The 17,811-nt window shown below is 62.9% G+C and carries 11 protein-coding genes; 2 read left to right on the forward strand and 9 right to left on the reverse strand.

What is annotated here, in order from left to right; translation table 11 throughout:
- Positions 1 to 10 precede the first annotated feature (10 nt).
- The gene (locus tag OXR60_RS04195) at positions 11 to 1,798 is read left to right on the forward strand and encodes an adenylyl cyclase (RefSeq protein ID WP_267394362.1); all 1,788 of its coding nucleotides are present in this window, start codon (positions 11 to 13) and stop codon (positions 1,796 to 1,798) included.
- Positions 1,795 to 2,601, forward strand: a complete 807-nt coding sequence (locus OXR60_RS04200; protein WP_267394363.1) for a glycoside hydrolase family 16 protein — start codon at positions 1,795 to 1,797, stop codon at positions 2,599 to 2,601. Before OXR60_RS04195 ends, OXR60_RS04200 begins: the two co-directional genes overlap by 4 nt.
- On the opposite strand, the gene OXR60_RS04205 is transcribed toward OXR60_RS04200, so the two are convergent.
- The 9 genes from OXR60_RS04205 to OXR60_RS04245 all read right to left on the reverse strand — a co-directional run bounded on the left by OXR60_RS04205 (position 2,598) and on the right by OXR60_RS04245 (position 17,777).
- Positions 2,598 to 3,824 carry an MFS transporter gene (locus OXR60_RS04205; protein WP_267394365.1) on the reverse strand — a complete coding sequence of 409 codons (1,227 nt, stop codon included), beginning with the start codon at positions 3,822 to 3,824 and terminating at the stop codon, positions 2,598 to 2,600. The two genes, OXR60_RS04200 and OXR60_RS04205, sit on opposite strands and share 4 nt — an antisense overlap.
- Positions 3,818 to 4,876: a LacI family DNA-binding transcriptional regulator gene (locus OXR60_RS04210; protein ID WP_267394367.1), complete on the reverse strand. Its 1,059-nt coding sequence runs from the start codon at positions 4,874 to 4,876 to the stop codon at positions 3,818 to 3,820. The genes OXR60_RS04205 and OXR60_RS04210 overlap by 7 nt, the downstream gene beginning before the upstream one ends.
- Positions 4,869 to 6,350, reverse strand: coding sequence for a tryptophan halogenase family protein (locus OXR60_RS04215; RefSeq protein ID WP_267394368.1), 1,482 nt, complete (start codon positions 6,348 to 6,350; stop codon positions 4,869 to 4,871). The genes OXR60_RS04210 and OXR60_RS04215 overlap by 8 nt, the downstream gene beginning before the upstream one ends.
- Positions 6,347 to 7,378, reverse strand: a complete 1,032-nt coding sequence (locus OXR60_RS04220; protein WP_267394370.1) for a cupin-like domain-containing protein — start codon at positions 7,376 to 7,378, stop codon at positions 6,347 to 6,349. The genes OXR60_RS04215 and OXR60_RS04220 overlap by 4 nt, the downstream gene beginning before the upstream one ends.
- Entirely contained in the window at positions 7,371 to 8,096 is a 726-nt protein-coding gene (locus OXR60_RS04225; RefSeq protein WP_267394371.1) for a SapC family protein, read from the reverse strand. The genes OXR60_RS04220 and OXR60_RS04225 overlap by 8 nt, the downstream gene beginning before the upstream one ends.
- A gap of 169 nt (positions 8,097 to 8,265) precedes the next feature.
- On the reverse strand, positions 8,266 to 11,391 hold the full coding sequence (locus OXR60_RS04230; protein WP_267394372.1) for a TonB-dependent receptor: 3,126 nt from the start codon (positions 11,389 to 11,391) through the stop codon (positions 8,266 to 8,268).
- A gap of 274 nt (positions 11,392 to 11,665) precedes the next feature.
- Complete coding sequence (locus OXR60_RS04235) at positions 11,666 to 12,343, reverse strand: DUF6445 family protein (protein WP_267394373.1); 678 nt, start codon at positions 12,341 to 12,343, stop codon at positions 11,666 to 11,668.
- 679 nt (positions 12,344 to 13,022) lie between these two features.
- Positions 13,023 to 16,400 carry a P-loop NTPase fold protein gene (locus OXR60_RS04240; protein WP_267394374.1) on the reverse strand — a complete coding sequence of 1,126 codons (3,378 nt, stop codon included), beginning with the start codon at positions 16,398 to 16,400 and terminating at the stop codon, positions 13,023 to 13,025.
- A gap of 1,026 nt (positions 16,401 to 17,426) precedes the next feature.
- A complete protein-coding gene (locus OXR60_RS04245) occupies positions 17,427 to 17,777 on the reverse strand; it encodes a hypothetical protein (RefSeq protein WP_267394376.1) in 351 nt (116 codons plus the stop codon).
- Positions 17,778 to 17,811 lie beyond the last annotated feature (34 nt).

The raw sequence follows: 17,811 nt of genomic DNA on the forward strand, positions 1-17,811 counted from the left end.
AGCAGCGGCCGTGACCGAGCCACATCAGCCAGCGCGGCCAAGTCGCCGCGCCATCGTCACCGGCCTTGCCGCAGGGGCACTGGTCGGCAACCCGGCGCGAGCGGCGCCCGCAGCATCGACGCACCCCGATTTCGGGCCGAACGTGCTGGTGCTCGATCCCGCCATGCCGCCAGCGACGATCCAGGCCCGGCTCGACGCGATCTTCAGGGAGCAGGAGCGCGCTCACTTCACCGATCAGCGCTATGCCATATTGTTCAAGCCGGGCCGCTACCAGGTCGATGTCAACGTCGGCTTCTTCACGCAGGTGCTCGGGCTGGGCACCGCGCCCGGCGACGTGACCATCGATGGCCACGTTCATGCCGAGGCGGACTGGGCCAAGGGCATGGCACTGGTGAACTTCTGGCGCGGCGTCGAGAACCTTGCAGTGCGACCACCGGACCACGCCGATCGCTGGGCGGTGTCGCAGGCAGCGCCCTATCGCCGCGTCCATCTCGCCGGCGACCTCGCGCTGGACGATGGCGGCTGGTCGAGCGGCGGGTTCATGGCCGATTGCCTGATCGACGGCGTGGTGCGCTCCGGCAGCCAGCAGCAATGGTTCACCCGCAACAGCCAGATCGCGGGCTGGCGCGGCGCGAACTGGAACATGATGTTCATGGGCACCAGCGGCGCCCCCGCCGACAGCTTCCCAACGCCGCCCTACACCACGCTGCCCTCGGCACCAGTGATACGGGAGAAGCCGTTCGTAGCGTTGACCGCCGCGGGCGCGTGGTGCGTCATGGTTCCCCGGCTGCGCCGTGACGCGCGCGGGGTGAGCTGGCAGGCCGATGCCCCGCCCGCCCGCGCACTACCCCTGTCGAGCTTCCTGATCGCGCAGCCCGGCACGCCCGTGGCAACGATGAACGCGGCTCTTGCGGCGGGTCGGCATCTGTTGCTGACGCCGGGCATTCACCGGCTGGCCGAGCCGTTGCGCGTGACCCGCGCCGGCACGGTCGTGCTCGGATTGGGCCTTGCCACCCTGCTGGTCGAGGGCGGCAGCAAGGCACTAACGGTTGCCGATGTGCCCGGCGTGTCGATCGCCGGCCTGCTGATCGACGCCGGCCCCGCCATGTCGCCGGTGCTGGTCGAGGTCGGTCCGCGAGGTGCGACGCGCGATCATGCGGCGGATCCGACGCTGCTCGCCGACCTGTTCTTCCGCGTCGGCGGCGCCGCCATCGGTCAGGCGGAGACCTGCCTGGAAATCAACACCCACCATGTCATCGGCGATCATCTGTGGATCTGGCGCGCCGATCACGGCGACCACGATCATGGCCGCGTTCATGTCGGCTGGAACGAGAGCGTCGGCAATCAAGGCCTGGTCGTCAACGGGAACGACGTGACCATGTACGGGCTCTTCGTGGAGCATTTCCGTCGCTATCAGACGCTGTGGAACGGGGACCGCGGCCGGACCTATTTCTACCAGAACGAACTGCCCTACGATCCGCCCAGCCAAGGCGCCTATATGGCGGGCACCACCCGCGGGTGGGCCGCCTATAAGGTCGCCGATCACGTCGAGCATCACGACGCCGTCGGGCTCGGCATCTATGCCAATTTCACCGCGGACCCGTCGATCGTCCTCGAAAGCGCGGTGGAAGTGCCGCGCGCACCTGGGGTTGCCGTGTCCCACGTCACCACCATTTCGCTGGGCGGCGGCAAGGGCACGATTGCGCATCTGGTGAACGAGGCGGGCGAGCCCGCTCGTCCCGGGGCGATCCGCCAGACGCTCATCCGCTATCCCACCGCGCAAGGGGCGTCACGATGAGCCTGTTTCTCCTCGCCGCCCAGGTGGCGACGCTCGGGGCGGCCAACCATCAAGTAGATCTGCCGATCGCCGCCCCGCGCGCCGCGCCCACCTTTGCCGATGAGTTCAGCCGCGCAGCGGTGGATCGCCGCAAGTGGCGGTTCGACACCTCGCGCAACGCCGGGGGGTGGTTCAATCACGAGCTGCAATATTACGGACCCCGCTACGCGCGGGTCGCGCGTGGCGCCTTGGTCATCGAGGCGCGGCGTCAAGCGCTCACCAAGGCTGCACAGCCTGACTGGGGCGGCCAAGCCTATACCTCGGCCAAGCTCGTCAGCCGGCAGGCGTTGGGCTATGGTTTGTACGAAATCCGGGCGCGGCTGCCGTGCAGCCGCGGCACTTGGCCGGCGATCTGGATGCTGCCATCGAGCGGCAGCTGGCCCGACGAGGGCGAGATCGACATCATGGAGATGGTCGGCTGGGACCCGCGCGTTGTCCATGCGACCCTTCACACCGGTGCGTTCAATCACGCCAAGGGCACGCAGCGCGGCGCACAACGCACCGTTGCAACCGCCTGTACGCGCTTTCACCGCTACCAGCTCGATTGGCGCCGCGATGCGATGCTGATCGGGGTGGACGATCGTGCCTATCTGCGCGTCGCCAATGATCAACCGGGCGGCGCGGCGGCCTGGCCATTCACCCGTCCCTATCAGCTGATCCTCAACCTCGCGATCGGCGGCGACTGGGGCGGCAAGCAGGGCGTCGACGATGCCGCGCTACCGCAGCGCATGACGGTGGATTATGTGCGTTACTGGCGGCGCTAGCGCCGGCTGCCCACCAACAGGATGCATGCCCCGCCGCACAGGCTGAATGCGGCGAGCAGCAGCATCACCATGGTAAAGTCGTGCGGCGTCGCCAGCAACCAGGTCAGCGGCGGCCCGAGCAGCGATGGCAGGGTGTTGGTTAGGTTGAGCAGCCCGAGGTCGCGCCCGCGGCGGCTTGGCTGCGGCAGCAGCTGCATCGCGAAAGCGGCATGGAGCCCCGCGAACACCGCCGATCCGATCGCATAAACGCAGAACGCCGCCGCCCCGCTCCACCAGCCGGTCGCAAACGCCATGCCCGTCAGCCCGGCGGCCGATACCAGCGCCGCGACGAGCAGAAACGGCTTGCGCCGCGCGACCCCGTCCGAGAGCCGGCCCAGCACCACCGCGACCGGCAGCGACAGGATGAAACCCACCGCCATCAGCGTGCCGACGTTCGCTGGGAGGTGGCGCTGGTCGGCAACGATGCTCTCAAAGTAATAGAGCAGATACGCAAGCGTGACGGCGCTGGTGATCTGCATGAACAGCCGTGCCGCGCCGGCAATGAACAAGTCGCGGCGGGAGAGCGCGCCCTCAATACCGGCCGATGCGGTTGTCGCGGGAAAGGCAGGCGCATGACGCGTCGCGCGCATCAGCAACAGCGGCAGCGTGCAGAGCGTCATCACCGCAACGATGATTGCCAGCCGCGCGCCTTCGCCCAGCGCCGGCATGCCGATCAGCACTGCCGACAACCCGGACGCCGCCGGGTTGGCGAGCGCCAGCAAGCCGCCTGCCGTCCCTTTCTGCGCATCGGGGACTTCCTCGGCCATGATCGCGAACAGCGGCGCGAGCAGCGCGTTCACCGCCACCTGGAAGGCGATGATGGCGACGACGATCGCGATCGGCGCCTGCGCGGCCGCGACCATGGCGTAAGCGACCATGGTCGCGCCGAGCCCCGCTACCATCCATGATCGGCGGCCGCCGCCCTGGGCGACCGATCGATCGCTCAACCAGCCAAACAGGATGTTGGCCAGGCTCGCGGCGATCGCCCCCGCCACCACCGTCGCGGTGAAGATGCCGATCCGCGCCGATCCGGCCAGCGCCTCGATCTTGAGCGGCAGCAGCAAGGTCAGCAGCGGCAGATAGCCGATCACGCCGCCGACATTGGCCAGCGCGAAGGCGAGCAGGAACAGCGTCGATCGACGCGGCAGGTGAGCGGCGCTGCCCGTTGGGCCTACATCTAGCAAGCAGCCGTGGACCCGCGCAGCACCAGCGTTGCCGGTACGATGATCGGCTGCGGCGGCGGTTCCTTGCCTGCGAGGTCGGCGATGATCAGCGTTACCGCGCGCGCGGCGACCTCGGCGATCGGCTGGTCGATCGCGGTCAGCGGCGGATGGGTGAAGCGCACGACCGGGGTATTGTCGAAGCTGACGAGCGACAGATCGTGGGGAACGGCGATGCCCCGCGCGCGACACGTTTCCAGCGTGGCGAGCGCCATCTGATCGTTGCTCGCGATGATGGCGGTGGGCGGTTCGGACGCATCGAGCAGCGCCGCCGCGGCGACGCATCCCGATGGGTAGCTGAAGTCGCCGTGCGCGAGCAGATCATGGACGTCCAGCGCCGCTGCCGTCATCGCGGCCTGCCAGCCATTGATGCGCCGCCCACTCAGGGCATAGTCGGCTGGTCCGGCGATAAAGCCCACGCGCTTGTGACCGATGCCGAGCAGATGCTCGGTCGCGATCCGTGCCGCATGTTCATCGTCCATCGTCAGCGCAAAGCCGGCGCCGTCCTGCAACGAGCCGATCCGCGCGAAGCTGATCCCCTGCGCGTCGAGCAGTCTGACGATCAGCGGATTTTCGGAATGAGGCGGCGTCAGGATCACGCCATCGGGCTGAAGCGCGGCGATCGCGGCCATCAGCTCGCGCTCGATATGATCGCTGTGCGTGTCGACCAGCTCGACGATCAGCCGATAGCCATGCTCGGCGCAGGTGAGCATGCCGCCGAGCAGCATCTGGTCAATCCAGTCGGTACCCTGTCGGGCCTGCCAGTCGGCGATGGTGCGCTCACGATCATTGAGCGCAACGATCAGGTAGGAGCGCGAGCCGCCCATCCGCTGCGCGGCGATCGAGGGCACATAGCCGAGCCGGTCGATTGCCTCCTGCACGCGCGCGGTCGTGTCGGGCCGGACGCTCAGTTCCTTGTTGATGACGCGGCTGACCGTCTGCAGCGACACGCCGGCCTCGGCCGCGACGTGCTTGATCGTGACGGCCTGCCGCCGTCTCCCCCCCCGGTCAGCCACCGCAGTAGCGCGCGACGTAATCGGCGTGCGACGGCAGCCCTGCGACGGTGCGCGCGACATTCTGGCGCAGCGTCGACAGGAAGCGCGCCAGCTCGTCGTCGGGCAGCTTGGCGGCGATCGGGTGATGCTCGCGCGGCACGATGCCCTGGCCCATCATCACCTGCACCCAGCTGTTTTCGGCGAACAGCTCCTCGTTGCGGCGGAACACGCGCCCGGTCTCGCGGAACAGCTCGATCTTGTGGGCGAGGCTCTCCGGGACCGGCATGCTCGCGCACTGCCGCCAGAATGGCGAATTGCGGCGATCGGTGACCTTGTAGTGGAGGATCAGGAAATCGCGGATCTGCTCCATGTCGGTGAACTGCTGGTCGTTGAACTCGGCAATGTCGCGCGGCGATATCGCGCCCTGCGGCATCATCCGGATCAGCCGCAGGATCGCGCGTTGGATCAGGTGGATGCTGGTTGATTCCAGCGGCTCCATGAAGCCGCCCGACAGCCCGATCGCGACGACGTTGCGGTGCCATTGCCGCCGCCGTGCTCCCGTCACGAAGCGGATGTGATTGGGTTCGGTCAACACCTCCCCCTCGACATTGCCGAGCAGCCGTTCGAGCGCGGCATCGCGCTCCAGATAGCGACTGCACCAGACAAAGCCGTTGCCGGTGCGGTGCTGGAGCGGGATGCGCCACTGCCAGCCCGCATCGTGCGCCATCGCGCGCGTATAGGGCACGGGCGGGCGGACATTGGCGGTCTGGACCGCGATCGCGGAATCGCACGGTAGCCAGTGCGACCAATCGTCGAAGCCGGCATGAAGCGCCTGCTCGATCAGCAGCGCGCGAAAGCCGGTGCAATCGAGGAACAGGTCGCCCGGAATGACCGTGCCGCCCTCGAGGTGCAGCGCGGCCACGTCGCCGCTCTCGCTGTCGAGCTCGACGCGCGCGATCCGCCCCTCGATGCGGGTCGCGCCGTCCCCTTCCGCCATCGCGCGCAGGAACTTCGCGTACAACGTTGAATCGAGCTGATAGGCGTAGTTCAGGCCATTGTCGGGAAGATGCGCGAACTTGCCCTCCAGCGCGGCGGCCAATTCCAGGCAGTAGGCGTCATATGGCTCGCCATGACCGCGCTCGCGGCCGTTCAACCAGAAATGCTGGAAGCCGGCGGACCAATGGTCCTTCCCCGTCAGCCCGAACGAGTGGAAATAGCGATCGTGCCCGTTCTTCCATCCGTCGAACAGGATACCGAGCTTGAACGTCGCCTGCGTCGCCCGCATGAAATCGGCCTCGCCGATGCCGAGCAACCGGTTGTAGGCGACGAGCGGGGGAATAGTGGATTCGCCCACCCCCACCGTGCCAATCGCATCCGACTCGACGAGCGTCACCTGCGCCGTGCGCCCCATCGTGCGCGTGATCGCAGCAGCGGCCATCCAGCCCGCCGTGCCACCGCCCGCGATCACGATGCGCCTGGGCCGACCCGCCGTCATGAGCTGAGCTGGCGCAGCAGGAAGGTGCGCAGCCGCGACGCCGTCTCCGGCGTCAACGGCGCGAGCACGCCGCGCGCGTCCGCGGGAATATGCGCGACGCTGTCGTCACCATGGCCGAACACATAATGGTCGAACATGTCGCGCCAGTGCCGCTTTTCGTCGTCCGGCAGATCACGGATCGCCAGCATCGCGTGGTTGAGCGCGTCCTGCGGCTTGCCGAGCCAGCGCGGCGTCTCGCGCCACCAGAAGTTCACCAGCACGTTGAACGGCGCCAGTCCTTCGACATGGTGCCACCACATCGAGGGAATGTAGAGCGCATCGCCCGCCTCCAGCTCCACCACCAGGGCCTGCGCCATCGCCTCGGCGAAACGCGGGAATGTGACGAGGTCCGGCGCATGGAAATCGACCATGCTGATCGCCCGTCCGCCCGGCGTGTTTTCGACCGGGCCGAGATACAGGTTGCGGAACTGATCGCGCGGAAACAACGTGAAGCGGCGACGCCCGACGGCGACGCAGGCGAGATTGTCGGGAAAGTCGTTGTGCGCGGCGACGCGCGTGCGGGTGCCGATCCAGATGCTCGACATCAGCGATCGCTCGCCAAGGTCGAGGTGGTTCGGCTCGAACAGCCCGTCGAAATACTGGTGCATGTCGATCGAGCTGAGATAGATCGGCTGGACCTCGCCGCTCGTCTCCAGCGCGTCGATGCGCGCGAATATTTCCGGCAGCTTCGCTTGCAGCGTGCGGAAATTGACCTGCAATGCCTCGTCGTAGAACATGCGGCCATCATCGCCGGGGGCGCCCACCGCCACGGTGAACGGCACGTCCCTGCGGCGCGCCAGCAGATAGTCACGCGCATCGCGGGCCGACCGGCGGCCTGCCTGAACCAGCGGCCAATCGGCCGCGAGGCCGCGAACGACGAAGGGGCGATCCGCCTCACGGAGCCGGCGGTCGAGATCCGCCGCGTCAGTCACGGTCAACTCGGCGACGGCCGTTGCGCCAGCAAGCGGGCCGGGGTCGGCCTCAGCCATGGCGGAGCCGCCGGTTCTTGCGGTCGATCAGCGCCTGGAACCGGCCGAGCGACGCGATCGCCATGAACGCGGGCATCAGATGGCCATGCTCGTGGAGGTCGCCCAGCGCAGTGGCGCTGAGCGCACGCAGCCGATCCTCGTCGACGGCATGGAAGCCGACGAACCGCTTGTTCGATCCATCCACCAGCGCAAACTCGAACACGATCGGCTCGAGCAGATCATAGCGCTGCAGCGCGGCGAAGAAGGGGCCGACCTCGCGATAGCCCGCGTCGAGCGCGCCCAGTCGCTCCGCCATCGTGTCGAGGAACGGGGTCGGGCGATCGAGCTCGTCGAACAGGGCCGTGCCCTGGCCGGTCCGGTCGAGCCGGGGGCTCGCGATGTCGACATGCACCTGCGCCGGCTGGTCGCCGGTCTCGCCGGCGTTGCGGCCGATCAGGAACGGCTGGATCGTCATCGCCAGCGGGCGGTGGTTGGCGTCCCACCGATCGTCATCGAGAAACAGGTTTTCCCCGGTCTCGAAGCCGAAGATCGCGAACGCCTGGTAGGAGTCGCGCTCGGGTGAGAGCCGGAACAGGATGGGATATTCGTCCTGCACCGCGCGGAATTCGGTTGGCACCACCACGCTGGTCATCACGCCATCGCCAAGCGCCGCGCCGCAGTCTGTACGGACGCGAAGGCCTCGGTGCGCTTCCGCGGTCAAAATCTCATGCGAAGACATGGTCGTGAACACGATCCTTGGAGCGATAAGCCTGTTTTAGCAAGCGACACTGAACCGGCCGCCCGCCCTGTGTGGAACATCCGCTCGCCGCTACAGGACTACGACTGCCGTTCGCCCGGCCCGCCGGGGCAGCCACCGCGATCCCGCGGTGGCTGCCCCGCACGTCCGGTCAGAAGGTGAAGCGCACGCCCGCCGAGTAACGCGGATCCTGCTTTGTCACGAAGGTAACGTTGCGATCCGAACGGAGGTGGCCGCCGCGGTTCTCGCTCAGCACGTTGATTCCTTCGACGAACACCGACACCTTCGGCGTGATGCTGTAGCTCGCGTTGACGTCGAGCTGGCCATAGGTGTTGATATAGGTCGGGTTGGTACCCGCACCTGCCAGATAGCCCTTGCGCCAGTTGTACGCCGCTCGCGCGTTCAGCCCGTATTTGTCGAAGAACAGCACCGCGTTGGCGCTGTCGGACAGCCCGGTGATCGCGAACTGGGTGACGCTAGACGGCAGCGTGTTGTCATAGTCGTGGTTGCCGTTCACGATCGTGTAGTTGAGGATCGTGCCGAAGCCCGTGTTCCAGAAGCTGTGCTGGATCGCGAACTCCCAGCCGTTGACGGACGCCTTCTGATCGCTGTTGTACGGCGTCGAGATGACGAAGTTTACGGCCGGATCACCCGGCTGCGCGATGATCGTGGTCGCATTGCCGTTGGCATCGCGTCCCACCGTGGTCGGGTAGTTGGTGGCGACATAGTTCAGGATGTCACCATAGGTGGCATTCGTCCCCAACGCCGCAATCGCCGCCTGATAGCGCGGACCACCCAATGGAGTCGTCACGCCCGGGATGGTCGTGTTGATCTGCGTCGTCCCGATGTAGTTCGACACGTCCTTGTGGAAGAAGCCGACCGAGATGTAGCTTTCCCGCCCATAATACCATTCCGCCGACAGATCGACGTTCTTGGACTTGAAGGGAACCAGGCCCGGGTTGCCGACCGACCCAGTGCCATTGCCGTAGAAGCCGGCGGCACTGCCCGGGCGGAACAGCGTGTCGAGGCGCTGGCCACCCTGCAGGCTGCCATAGTCAGCACGCGTGATGGTGTGGCTATAGGATGCGCGCAGCTTGACATTGTGCAACGGCGAGAAGTCGAAATCCACCGCAGGCAGCCAGTTGTGGTAGCTGCCCTTGAACGTGGTAAAGCCCTGCCCCGTATAGAGGACGTTGAATTCGTTCTGTGAATTCTGCCGGGCCCCGGTCGGCGTCGGCACCAGCGCGGACGCTGACACGTCGGTATTCTCGTAGCGGAGGCCTGCGATCAGGTGGCCTTCGCCGGCCAGCGCCTGGAACTTGCCGTTGAACTGGAAATAGGGTGCGACCGTCTTTTCGCGGACGCGGCTGTCCGTGGTGTAGGGCGTCAGGCAGTTATCGTCGCCGCCGCAAATCCCATAGGCACTGTCGAGCAGCCCCACGACCTTTTCGAAGTTGAAGCTATAGAATTGCTGCACGATCGCGGGATTGTTCGCGCCTTGGATGCCGCTGAACGCATTGGGAATGCTGACGAGCTTGAACAGATCGTCCGGGAGGACGCCCGCCGCGGCGGCGCGCTGCGCGGCGCTGGCGCCGCCGGTGCCACCCCAGGTGTCGTTCTGCAGCACGCTATAGGCCGAGCGCACCTTGTTGTCGGTATATTCGAAACCCCAGTCGAGCGAATCCATCAGGCCGTGGCCGTGATCGTAATGGCCGCTCAGATGGACCTGGTTGATCCTGTCCTTGAAATAGGAATTGCGGAACGCATTGCCCGACGGGACGATGTTCGCGGCGTTGAGCGGATCGATCCCCGGATACATCGTGTAGGAGATGCCGGGCAGGTCGTTGTCGAAGTTGAGCGTCTGGCTCTGGATGCCGAAGACGGCGGTGCCGAGCGAGTTGCTGTTGCCATATTTGTTGTTTGGCTTCGACACCGCGGTGGAATGCTGTGCGTCGAGCGTCATGGTGACGCCACCCGGCGCCTCCCAGACGAGGTTGCCGCCAAACTCGTTATTCTCGCTGCGCGCCGAGGTCAGTGACGCGGAATAGGCAAGGTCCTTGCCCTCGGCGGCGGTGAAGCGCTCGGTATAGAAGATCGGGCCGGCCACCGGACCGTCCGTCCAGGCGCTCACCGTGTCATTGTGGTTGTAGTAGATGCCGACGCTATTGTCGCGGATCTCGACCGTGTTGCGCGAATAGGTGTCGTCGAGCGTCAGCGTGACATTGTCGACCGGCCGGAATTGCAGCACCGCCTGGCCGTTGATGCGCTCGCGCCGGCCGCTGGCGACATCGTACCCGCCATTCTGCGGAACCTGGTAGACGTCGGTCGGCCCAGGGTGGTTGGTGATGTTGGCATAACGCGGATCGCCCGGCTGGGCGAGCGAGCCCCAGTTGTTCTCGTTGCCGAGATAGCCGTCACGGAAACCGACGTTGGCCTGGTTCACGCCGAAGTCGCGCTTCTGGTAGCTGCCGAGCACCAGCACGCCGATCCGATCGTCGGCGAAGGTGTCGGAGATGATGCCCGACACTTCCGGCGTGATGTGGTTCTTGCCGTTCTCCGACATGTCGTCGACGCCGCGCGCCTGGATCGAACCGCGTAGCCCCATCTTGTCGAACGGCCGCGGGGTCTTGATGTTGATCGCGGAGCCGATGCCGCCCGACGGCACGGTGGCGCGGCCCGACTTGTAGACCTCGAGCGCCGCGACGCCCTCGGACGCCAGGTTGGAGAAGTCGAACGAGCGCGACGCCGGGGCGCTGTTGCCGTCGCCGATGGTCGAAGTCGCCAGCTGGCGGCCGTTCAGCAGCACGAGGTTATATTCGGGGCCGAAGCCGCGGACGGTGACGAATTGGCCTTCGCCGTTCGAGCGATCGATCGACACGCCGGTGATGCGCTGCAGCGACTCGGCGAGGTTGGTGTCGGGAAACTTGCCGATGTCCTCGGCCGAGATCGCGTCGACGATGCCCTGGCTGTTGCGCTTGATGTCGATCGATTCACGCAAGCTGGCGCGAATGCCGGTCACCACGATGTCGGCGCCTGCGTCGGCACCGGCCTGCTCTGCGGCGGTGGTCGGGTTGGTTTCCGATGTCGCCTGTGGCGCCCCGGCTTGCGTATCGATCTGCGACGCGCCCGTCTGGCCCATCGTCGACGCGGTTGATGGCGTGTGCTGGTCCTGGGTCGCGGCGTCCTGAGCCCAGCCCATCGTCGGCATGCCGACGATCGCCAGCGTGGACGCGCTCAACACCAAGCGCGAAATCGAGCGAGCCGCAAAGCTCCGCATCGTCAATCCTCCCCTTTGCAGCTCCCACATTGACTGGGCCGCTTCTTGTGAACGTTAACTTCACAATCGCTCGAAGCTTGTCAAGCAAGGCCGACCCGCAAAGGTATGTATGTCTGCACTATTTTGAACATTTCCCCAATGTGTCGAAAAATTGCCACACTACCGGGAGTTCACGCACCGGTGACTGACGTGCTGGCGTGGCTGGCGCCGCCAAGTCGTGGCGTCGGCGCGCGCGCTCGACTGCCGCGGTAGTGGTCACGACGGTGAAGCCGGGCTAGGCAACCGACAGGAAGGCCGTGATGGTGAGGCGACCCCGTGCCGGGTCGTCCGATAGCACCGCGCCGGGCGCGATCGCGCCGCTGTGAAGCAGGTAGCTCGGGTAGAGGACCGCCCGATTGTATCGTGCGGCCACTGCCATGGTGCGCTCGAACAAGGGCGTGTCGCCCGCGATATACGCAGCCGGTGGCACACCGCCGTACCGCAACTCGGCGTCGAGCTGACCAAAGAAGATCGGCGCGCGCACCTCGTCGAGCGTCTCGAAGCCGGTCGAGCGATGACGAAAGAAAGCGGTGCCATCGCCGCCCTGCGGCGCCAGATAGTGAACCAGGGCGATCCGGTCGGCGCCAAAGGCGTCACAGTGAGGCAGCCGCTGCCGGATGCTAAGGTCGGCAGCTGGCGTCGTCACCATCGAGAAGCTCGCATCGATGACGTCGGCCGCCCCTCCACGGTCGAACACCGAACGAAGGATATCGGTGAGAGCGGCAAGCTGCGTGGGCAGATAGGTGGCGGGCAGCGGCGCGCGGACGCCAGGATAATGATGCGCCGCAGGATCGAACGCCTGCGCCCCCGCGGCCGCGCGCAGCGTATCGGGATCGGCGGCGAAATTGTCGATCACCACCAGCGGCTGCTTCTCCTCGCCGACGTAATGGATGGTGACGGCAGGCGCGCTCACCGGCCGAACCCGCAGCGGGCACGATCCGTGCCGAGCGGCTGCGGCAGCACGCCGCCATCCACCCTCTGCGGCCCTCCCCGCTCGCCGCCGACAGCCAACTTGGAGATCAGATCATATGGCACGGTGAAGAGCCAGGCCGCGCCCCTGTCGGATTGGGAAGGACGATCAGCAATACACGCGCTCAACATCGACGGCTGCCAGTCTGCCAATTCTTCCACCTTTGAACAACGAGGCAACCCGGAACGGGATAAGCCGCAGGCAGGACCGAGGTCAATCAAGCCGGATCAAGGCAGGCCACCGCGGACGGTGTAACAGCACCCCCATCCGTTACCCGAGCCCAACCCTGAGGCGATATACTCCGGCAGCATCCGGACATCCGTCCGCAGACTGGGCATTCGGGCGGGAACCCCTGGCCTTCCAGATGGAAATGGTGCCGCTTACAGGACTCGAACCTGTGACCCCCGCATTACGAATAATCAACCACTTAGCAAAGTCATGACCGCACTGTTGCTAGATGCAATTGTAGCAGCGTTCCCCTAGCGCGCCACCCCTCATTTGCAGCCCCCCCTGTTGCACCCAAACTCGAAGCCCGTTTGTTAGATACCAGCCACACTGTGGATCTGCTGCCAGTCTGCATGCTCCACGAAGGTTAAACCTTAAAGTCGCGCAATTAGCCCGGCTAACCTTTGTCAATTGTTGCGCTGCTAGCCCCCGCGTCGCCTCGCCCCTCAGCGGCCAATTTGACTAAATGGAAGGTTTTATTCGCATTTTTCGCCCAATCTCGGGTAGCCTCTTCTTTTGATTTCGAAAGGGTAGCGAATACGCCCTGCAACTCGACAAGCGAGTCTGGGTCTAGGTTCGATATTGCCCGTCTTACGTCTAAGCGCCTTTCGGTGAGCCAGGTTCTTCCTGCCTTACTTTTGGAAAGGGGAATGATTAAATCGCGCAACGCGCTCCCCGATAAAAAAAGCTTGCCGTTTGCCACAATCCTGTTTCCACCTACGGCAAACAATGACAGCTTGTCTGCCGCGGGAAGGCCTTTGAAGGCACCCCAGAGCTTATCCAATGCTTTGCGCCGAGCCGAACTTGTCAGCAGTTCCGCCAACTCAAACCACCGCATCATTACCGGTCGGCTTTTGATTTCAATTAGTTGAGCCGCTTGAGCTAGAGCGTCGTAAAGGCCTGAACCGGTCGGCAGCCTTCCTCCGCCTTCACCGACAAGATGGGTCGCAAGCCGGTAGGGTTCCAATCCAGTCAGGATCGCTTTGATCCAATCATCGGCAGCCGTACTTGCGAACCGACTGACAACGGCTGCTTCGAACTTCTCGGAGGGCAGCCCTCCCCGGGCCCTCAGTCGTTTACCAGTTTCGAAAAGTCCTTCCGACCACGGCGAGGTATTCACCTCTTCAAAGAAACCGCTGTAATTGTCGGCTACCAGCTCAACAAAGTTGTCACGTAAACGCCAGTCGATTATGTTGAGGAACTTCGGAAGATCTCGGATCGTCTTATCAACAAAGATGTCGCCAAGCTTCCCAGCTCTGACACGCGATTCAAGTAGCAACGTAGCCAAGGTCCGCATTCGGGGCACGGAGCTATGCAAGAGCAGAATCCTGTCTATTGCCGATTCGCTTCTGTCACAAAGGATGTCTATCTGACGATTGACCGAACTGCCTAGGTCTGGGCGCTTTGAGAATAACTCACCCCAGGCAACACCATTGGGAGGGGAGACAAGCATCGGCCTCCACACAGCGGCCGCTATCATGTTAGCAACAGCGACCCAGTCGCCCGAAGCCACCACCGCCGGGAACTGGGTTGCTAGCGTTTGGTCTTTGACAAGCTTCTCAACTGCCAGCCGCCCTAGAACGGTCAATTTGGGAGAAGCGGTCAGAACACTCACGGCTGCCCGAAAGAGTACGCTATCGCCCGAGTTTTCTCTTGCCTGCTGCTCCGCCGTCGCGACGACGGCTTCAACGCCCTCTAATTCGCCGCCCAGCATGAGAGTGCTAGCTGGCGACGTGAGCAGCTTAATTAGCGAAGGAACGGTAGATGCCGTCGGCTGCGCTCCTAATCGTGCTGCGAGCGCAGTCACAATTTCTGCATGTGCATTGCTGGTGCGCAATCTGACCTGAACGCTTGAGTGATCGCGAAGGAGGTGCAGTCGGCCCAGATAGGCTGCCGCATCACCGAGATGGTTGAACTGAGGGGCGGACAGCCCAAAGTTAGCTGCGACAGACAGGGCCACCTCGCCAACCGTTGCAGCATTTCCGACACTCGGCAAGGTTACCTCATCAGCCGATATTAACGTATCAACAAGCCGCTGGCAGGCTTCTACAAAGCCAACCGCTTGGTGCGCCTCGACGAAGGTCGCGAGCCGCTTGATCCGCGTGGCAAATTCATTCACGTTTTGGAACTTGTCCAAGCCGGCATATAGGTTGACCAAGCCCTTCCATCCATTAGCCAATCCAATAGATGCCGGGTCGTGCGGTATTGAATGCAACACTCCGATGGCGTTGACCAGCAAGCCGAATTTTGACGCATTGTCGAACTCGCTTTCAAACAATGAGGCGATTGTTGCTTCGACTATGTCTTCTAAGCCACTAACCTGGTGATATGGCTCAATCGCCGATCCATCGCCAGTTTCAAATGCACGTCTAACAGGTTCTGACATCAGGATTTGCGCAGCATGCGCAACGTCAACCCCGAAGTGCAACGCTGCAATCTGTCGTCGCCAGTCTTCCACAAACCTAGCCAACAGCGCATTACTGCCTGAAATGGCTCTAACAATGTTGCTATCTATGGTAGCTCTGTTGATCGCAAAGAAGGCGACGGATTCGAACTGGATCGATGGCTCTTTGTATTGCAGCAGCAGCGCAACAATTGTATTGAGTTTCTTGTTAATCTCTCTCGGTGTAACAGGTGTTTTGCCCTCTTTGAACCAGTCCTCCATAAAGATCCGAGTCGCAAAGAACTTTTGATCATCAAACTGGTCGCCTAGCGCAAAAGACATTTGCGACTTTAAGTACGACTTCCAGTCCGACATGACCGGCACAGGAACCTCGAATGTTACATCAAACGTCTTGTTAATGAATGAGGATGCCAGTCTTTCTCCCGTTTGAGAATTAGAGCCGACAGCAAACATGTTTGTGATGGATGCGGCGTCCATGGGCAGTATGACCAGTGGGTGGTAAGTCTCAGTTGCTGCCGCATTATCCGTCGATGTTCCCAGAAAGAAGCTTCTAATACTCGCCCATATTTTTAAGGCTTCCCCCTCTTCGAGTCGGTCAATATTATCAAGGACTATCACCACTCGATGGCCTGAGGCGGCAGCGTCCTGCATCATAGCGCGAAACTCACGACCGAATTCAATCGACGTTGGTTCAGGAGGCTTTTGCGTGACGATGTTAGTGTGGGAAATTTCTTTGTTTAGAAGAACGCCAGGAAAAAATGCTCGCGAACTCCCCGTCGAAGCCAACCATGCCCAGCGCAGTAACCAGCCAAACGGCGGTCCAAACATCATCAGCAAGGCAAGGCGAAAGCCCCAGAGGCTAACTGGCTCAAAAACCGGCTTGAGAGCTTCTTTGAATGTGTCTTTTGCAAGGAAAAGACCGAGTGAAACTATGACAGTTAAAGCGAAGAAGAGCTTGGCTTCGCCCGTCACTGTAGGAGTCTCAAGCCTGTCCACGACTTCGACGCCTCCCGATAGCAAAGCTAGCTTTTTTCGCCACTTGACGGGCTCGATAGCACCCTCTTGCCACAGGAACTCTGCGATTGACTCAAGGAACGAGCGGCGCAGCGGGTCGTGCTGATGCAGCCATGCATCGTAATTAAACAAGAGGTACTTGCTATCGCGGGCGGTCAATCGTGTCGACACCGCTTTCACGATCGTGGACTTGCCACTTCCCCACCGCCCCAGCAGGCCCACCACTCTCAAGCTAGCGTTGCCTATGATAGACGACGTTATTGCATCCGCCAGGTGGCCGTGAGTTTTGAAAAAGTCATTTTCAGCAGGCTCATCAATAATAAGCTTCAATGCGCCATTGTCGTTGTTGCTGCCCATAGCGCTCCCCTACAACACGAAATAATGCCGGAACTTCGATTAGGAGCAACGGTAAATCGATTGCGCGGACGTACCGCAGAGGTACATGCAGTTTGCAGCGCGTACAGTAGCTAGAAGTTACAGCCTATGACCCAGGCGGATAAGCCCGGAAACGCGGGGCGCGCACGCCAGCCATGTTTCGCAGGCGCTGTGGGGGCTAGCAGGGGCAAATACCCCTGCTGCTCGCCGTTTGACCGGATTTCATTGTCAAATTACAGGGGTGCGGGATCGCTCTCCCCTTCTCTGTCTCGCGCAGATCGCGCCTTCACCAGGCGCTCGACCTTCGCGCGAACCTTCGCGACTTCCTGGCGGACGTGCTCACCGTTTCTGCGGCACTGCCTCGGCATCGGACGGTTGCAAAAGTTTGGGCAATTTACGTCAACGCAGCAGGCCACCTGCTCCCTTCTTGTGCCCACGCCAAGAGGGTCGACGATACAATCATAGCACTTTAGCTCAGTAGATTCTTTGTAGGTGTAATAGTTCATAGAAGCATTTGTTGTCTTTCACTAGATGCCTCCTTAGTTGTCCGTGCGACGTGCAGGACTTGCAGATGACCTGCCTTCATTATAGAGATGCGACTTATTTCGCAACTGGTTTGTGTCAATCTATAGTCGCTGCCTGTTCAAGCAAAGGTCAGGTCGGTACGACGATGGGCTGCTTTTGTTGCCCATCATCCACATGCACCTCCCTTAGCCAGTTAGTCAGACTCGTATGGACGCAGTTGCCGATGTGTCCCTTACCCGTTACTGAGGCGCTCGCTCGCTTAATACGGCTGCTCTCTGTCCCAGTACCCACCGCCTGGTGTGTAGGTGTCAACAGGATCACAGGCCAGAGTTCCCGTAATCGCGTGCCGAGGCGGCATGCCATTGAACGGGCGGCTGCCGCTATGGGGCGACCTAGTCGCCGGCAATAACGAAGACGGCCTCCTACCACGCGTCTGCCGACACCGCGATGCAGCTTAGGAGGGCTGGCGTGCTGACCAACCTGCTAGCTGCTTGGCAGCCCAATCGATCCTGCCAGGTAGCCGCCGCCATATCGCGCTGCCGCTAGCCCGTTCGGCGCCGTGACCAGCAGCGCTGCAATCACGATTGAGGGTGGAATGATCCAGACGATCGCCTGAGCAGTCGGGCGAAAGACGCAGGGCGCGGCGGCGAGCCGTTTCCCGCCATTGAAGGTTAGGCCACTGGTCGTCATGTTTTCGGAAGCGGTGCTCAGGGACGGAGTCGAGCCGCCAGCACAGTCACATTCAGTCTGATGCGCCAATCTGCCGAGGGCCGCCATAAAGCGTTCGGAAAAGTGACTTGGAGGTACGTCATCGTGATCCAAGGGGTTGATCATCACCCTGAGCTATCCGGGGACCTCGCGACGGATT

Source organism: Sphingomonas sp. GC_Shp_5 (genome assembly GCF_026540855.1).
Classification (GTDB): Bacteria; Pseudomonadota; Alphaproteobacteria; order Sphingomonadales; family Sphingomonadaceae; genus Sphingomonas.

Excerpts from the sequence above, each read along its gene's own strand:
- OXR60_RS04200 (WP_267394363.1), top strand. The coding sequence starts at position 1,795 with ATGAGCCTGTTTCTCCTCGCCGCCCAGGTGGCGACGCTCGGGGCGGCC.
- OXR60_RS04215 (WP_267394368.1), bottom strand. The coding sequence starts at position 6,350 with ATGACGGCGGGTCGGCCCAGGCGCATCGTGATCGCGGGCGGTGGCACG.
- OXR60_RS04220 (WP_267394370.1), bottom strand. The coding sequence starts at position 7,378 with ATGGCTGAGGCCGACCCCGGCCCGCTTGCTGGCGCAACGGCCGTCGCC.
- OXR60_RS04225 (WP_267394371.1), bottom strand. The coding sequence starts at position 8,096 with ATGTCTTCGCATGAGATTTTGACCGCGGAAGCGCACCGAGGCCTTCGC.
- OXR60_RS04230 (WP_267394372.1), bottom strand. The coding sequence starts at position 11,391 with ATGCGGAGCTTTGCGGCTCGCTCGATTTCGCGCTTGGTGTTGAGCGCG.
- OXR60_RS04240 (WP_267394374.1), bottom strand. The coding sequence starts at position 16,400 with ATGGGCAGCAACAACGACAATGGCGCATTGAAGCTTATTATTGATGAG.
- OXR60_RS04245 (WP_267394376.1), bottom strand. The coding sequence starts at position 17,777 with ATGATCAACCCCTTGGATCACGATGACGTACCTCCAAGTCACTTTTCC.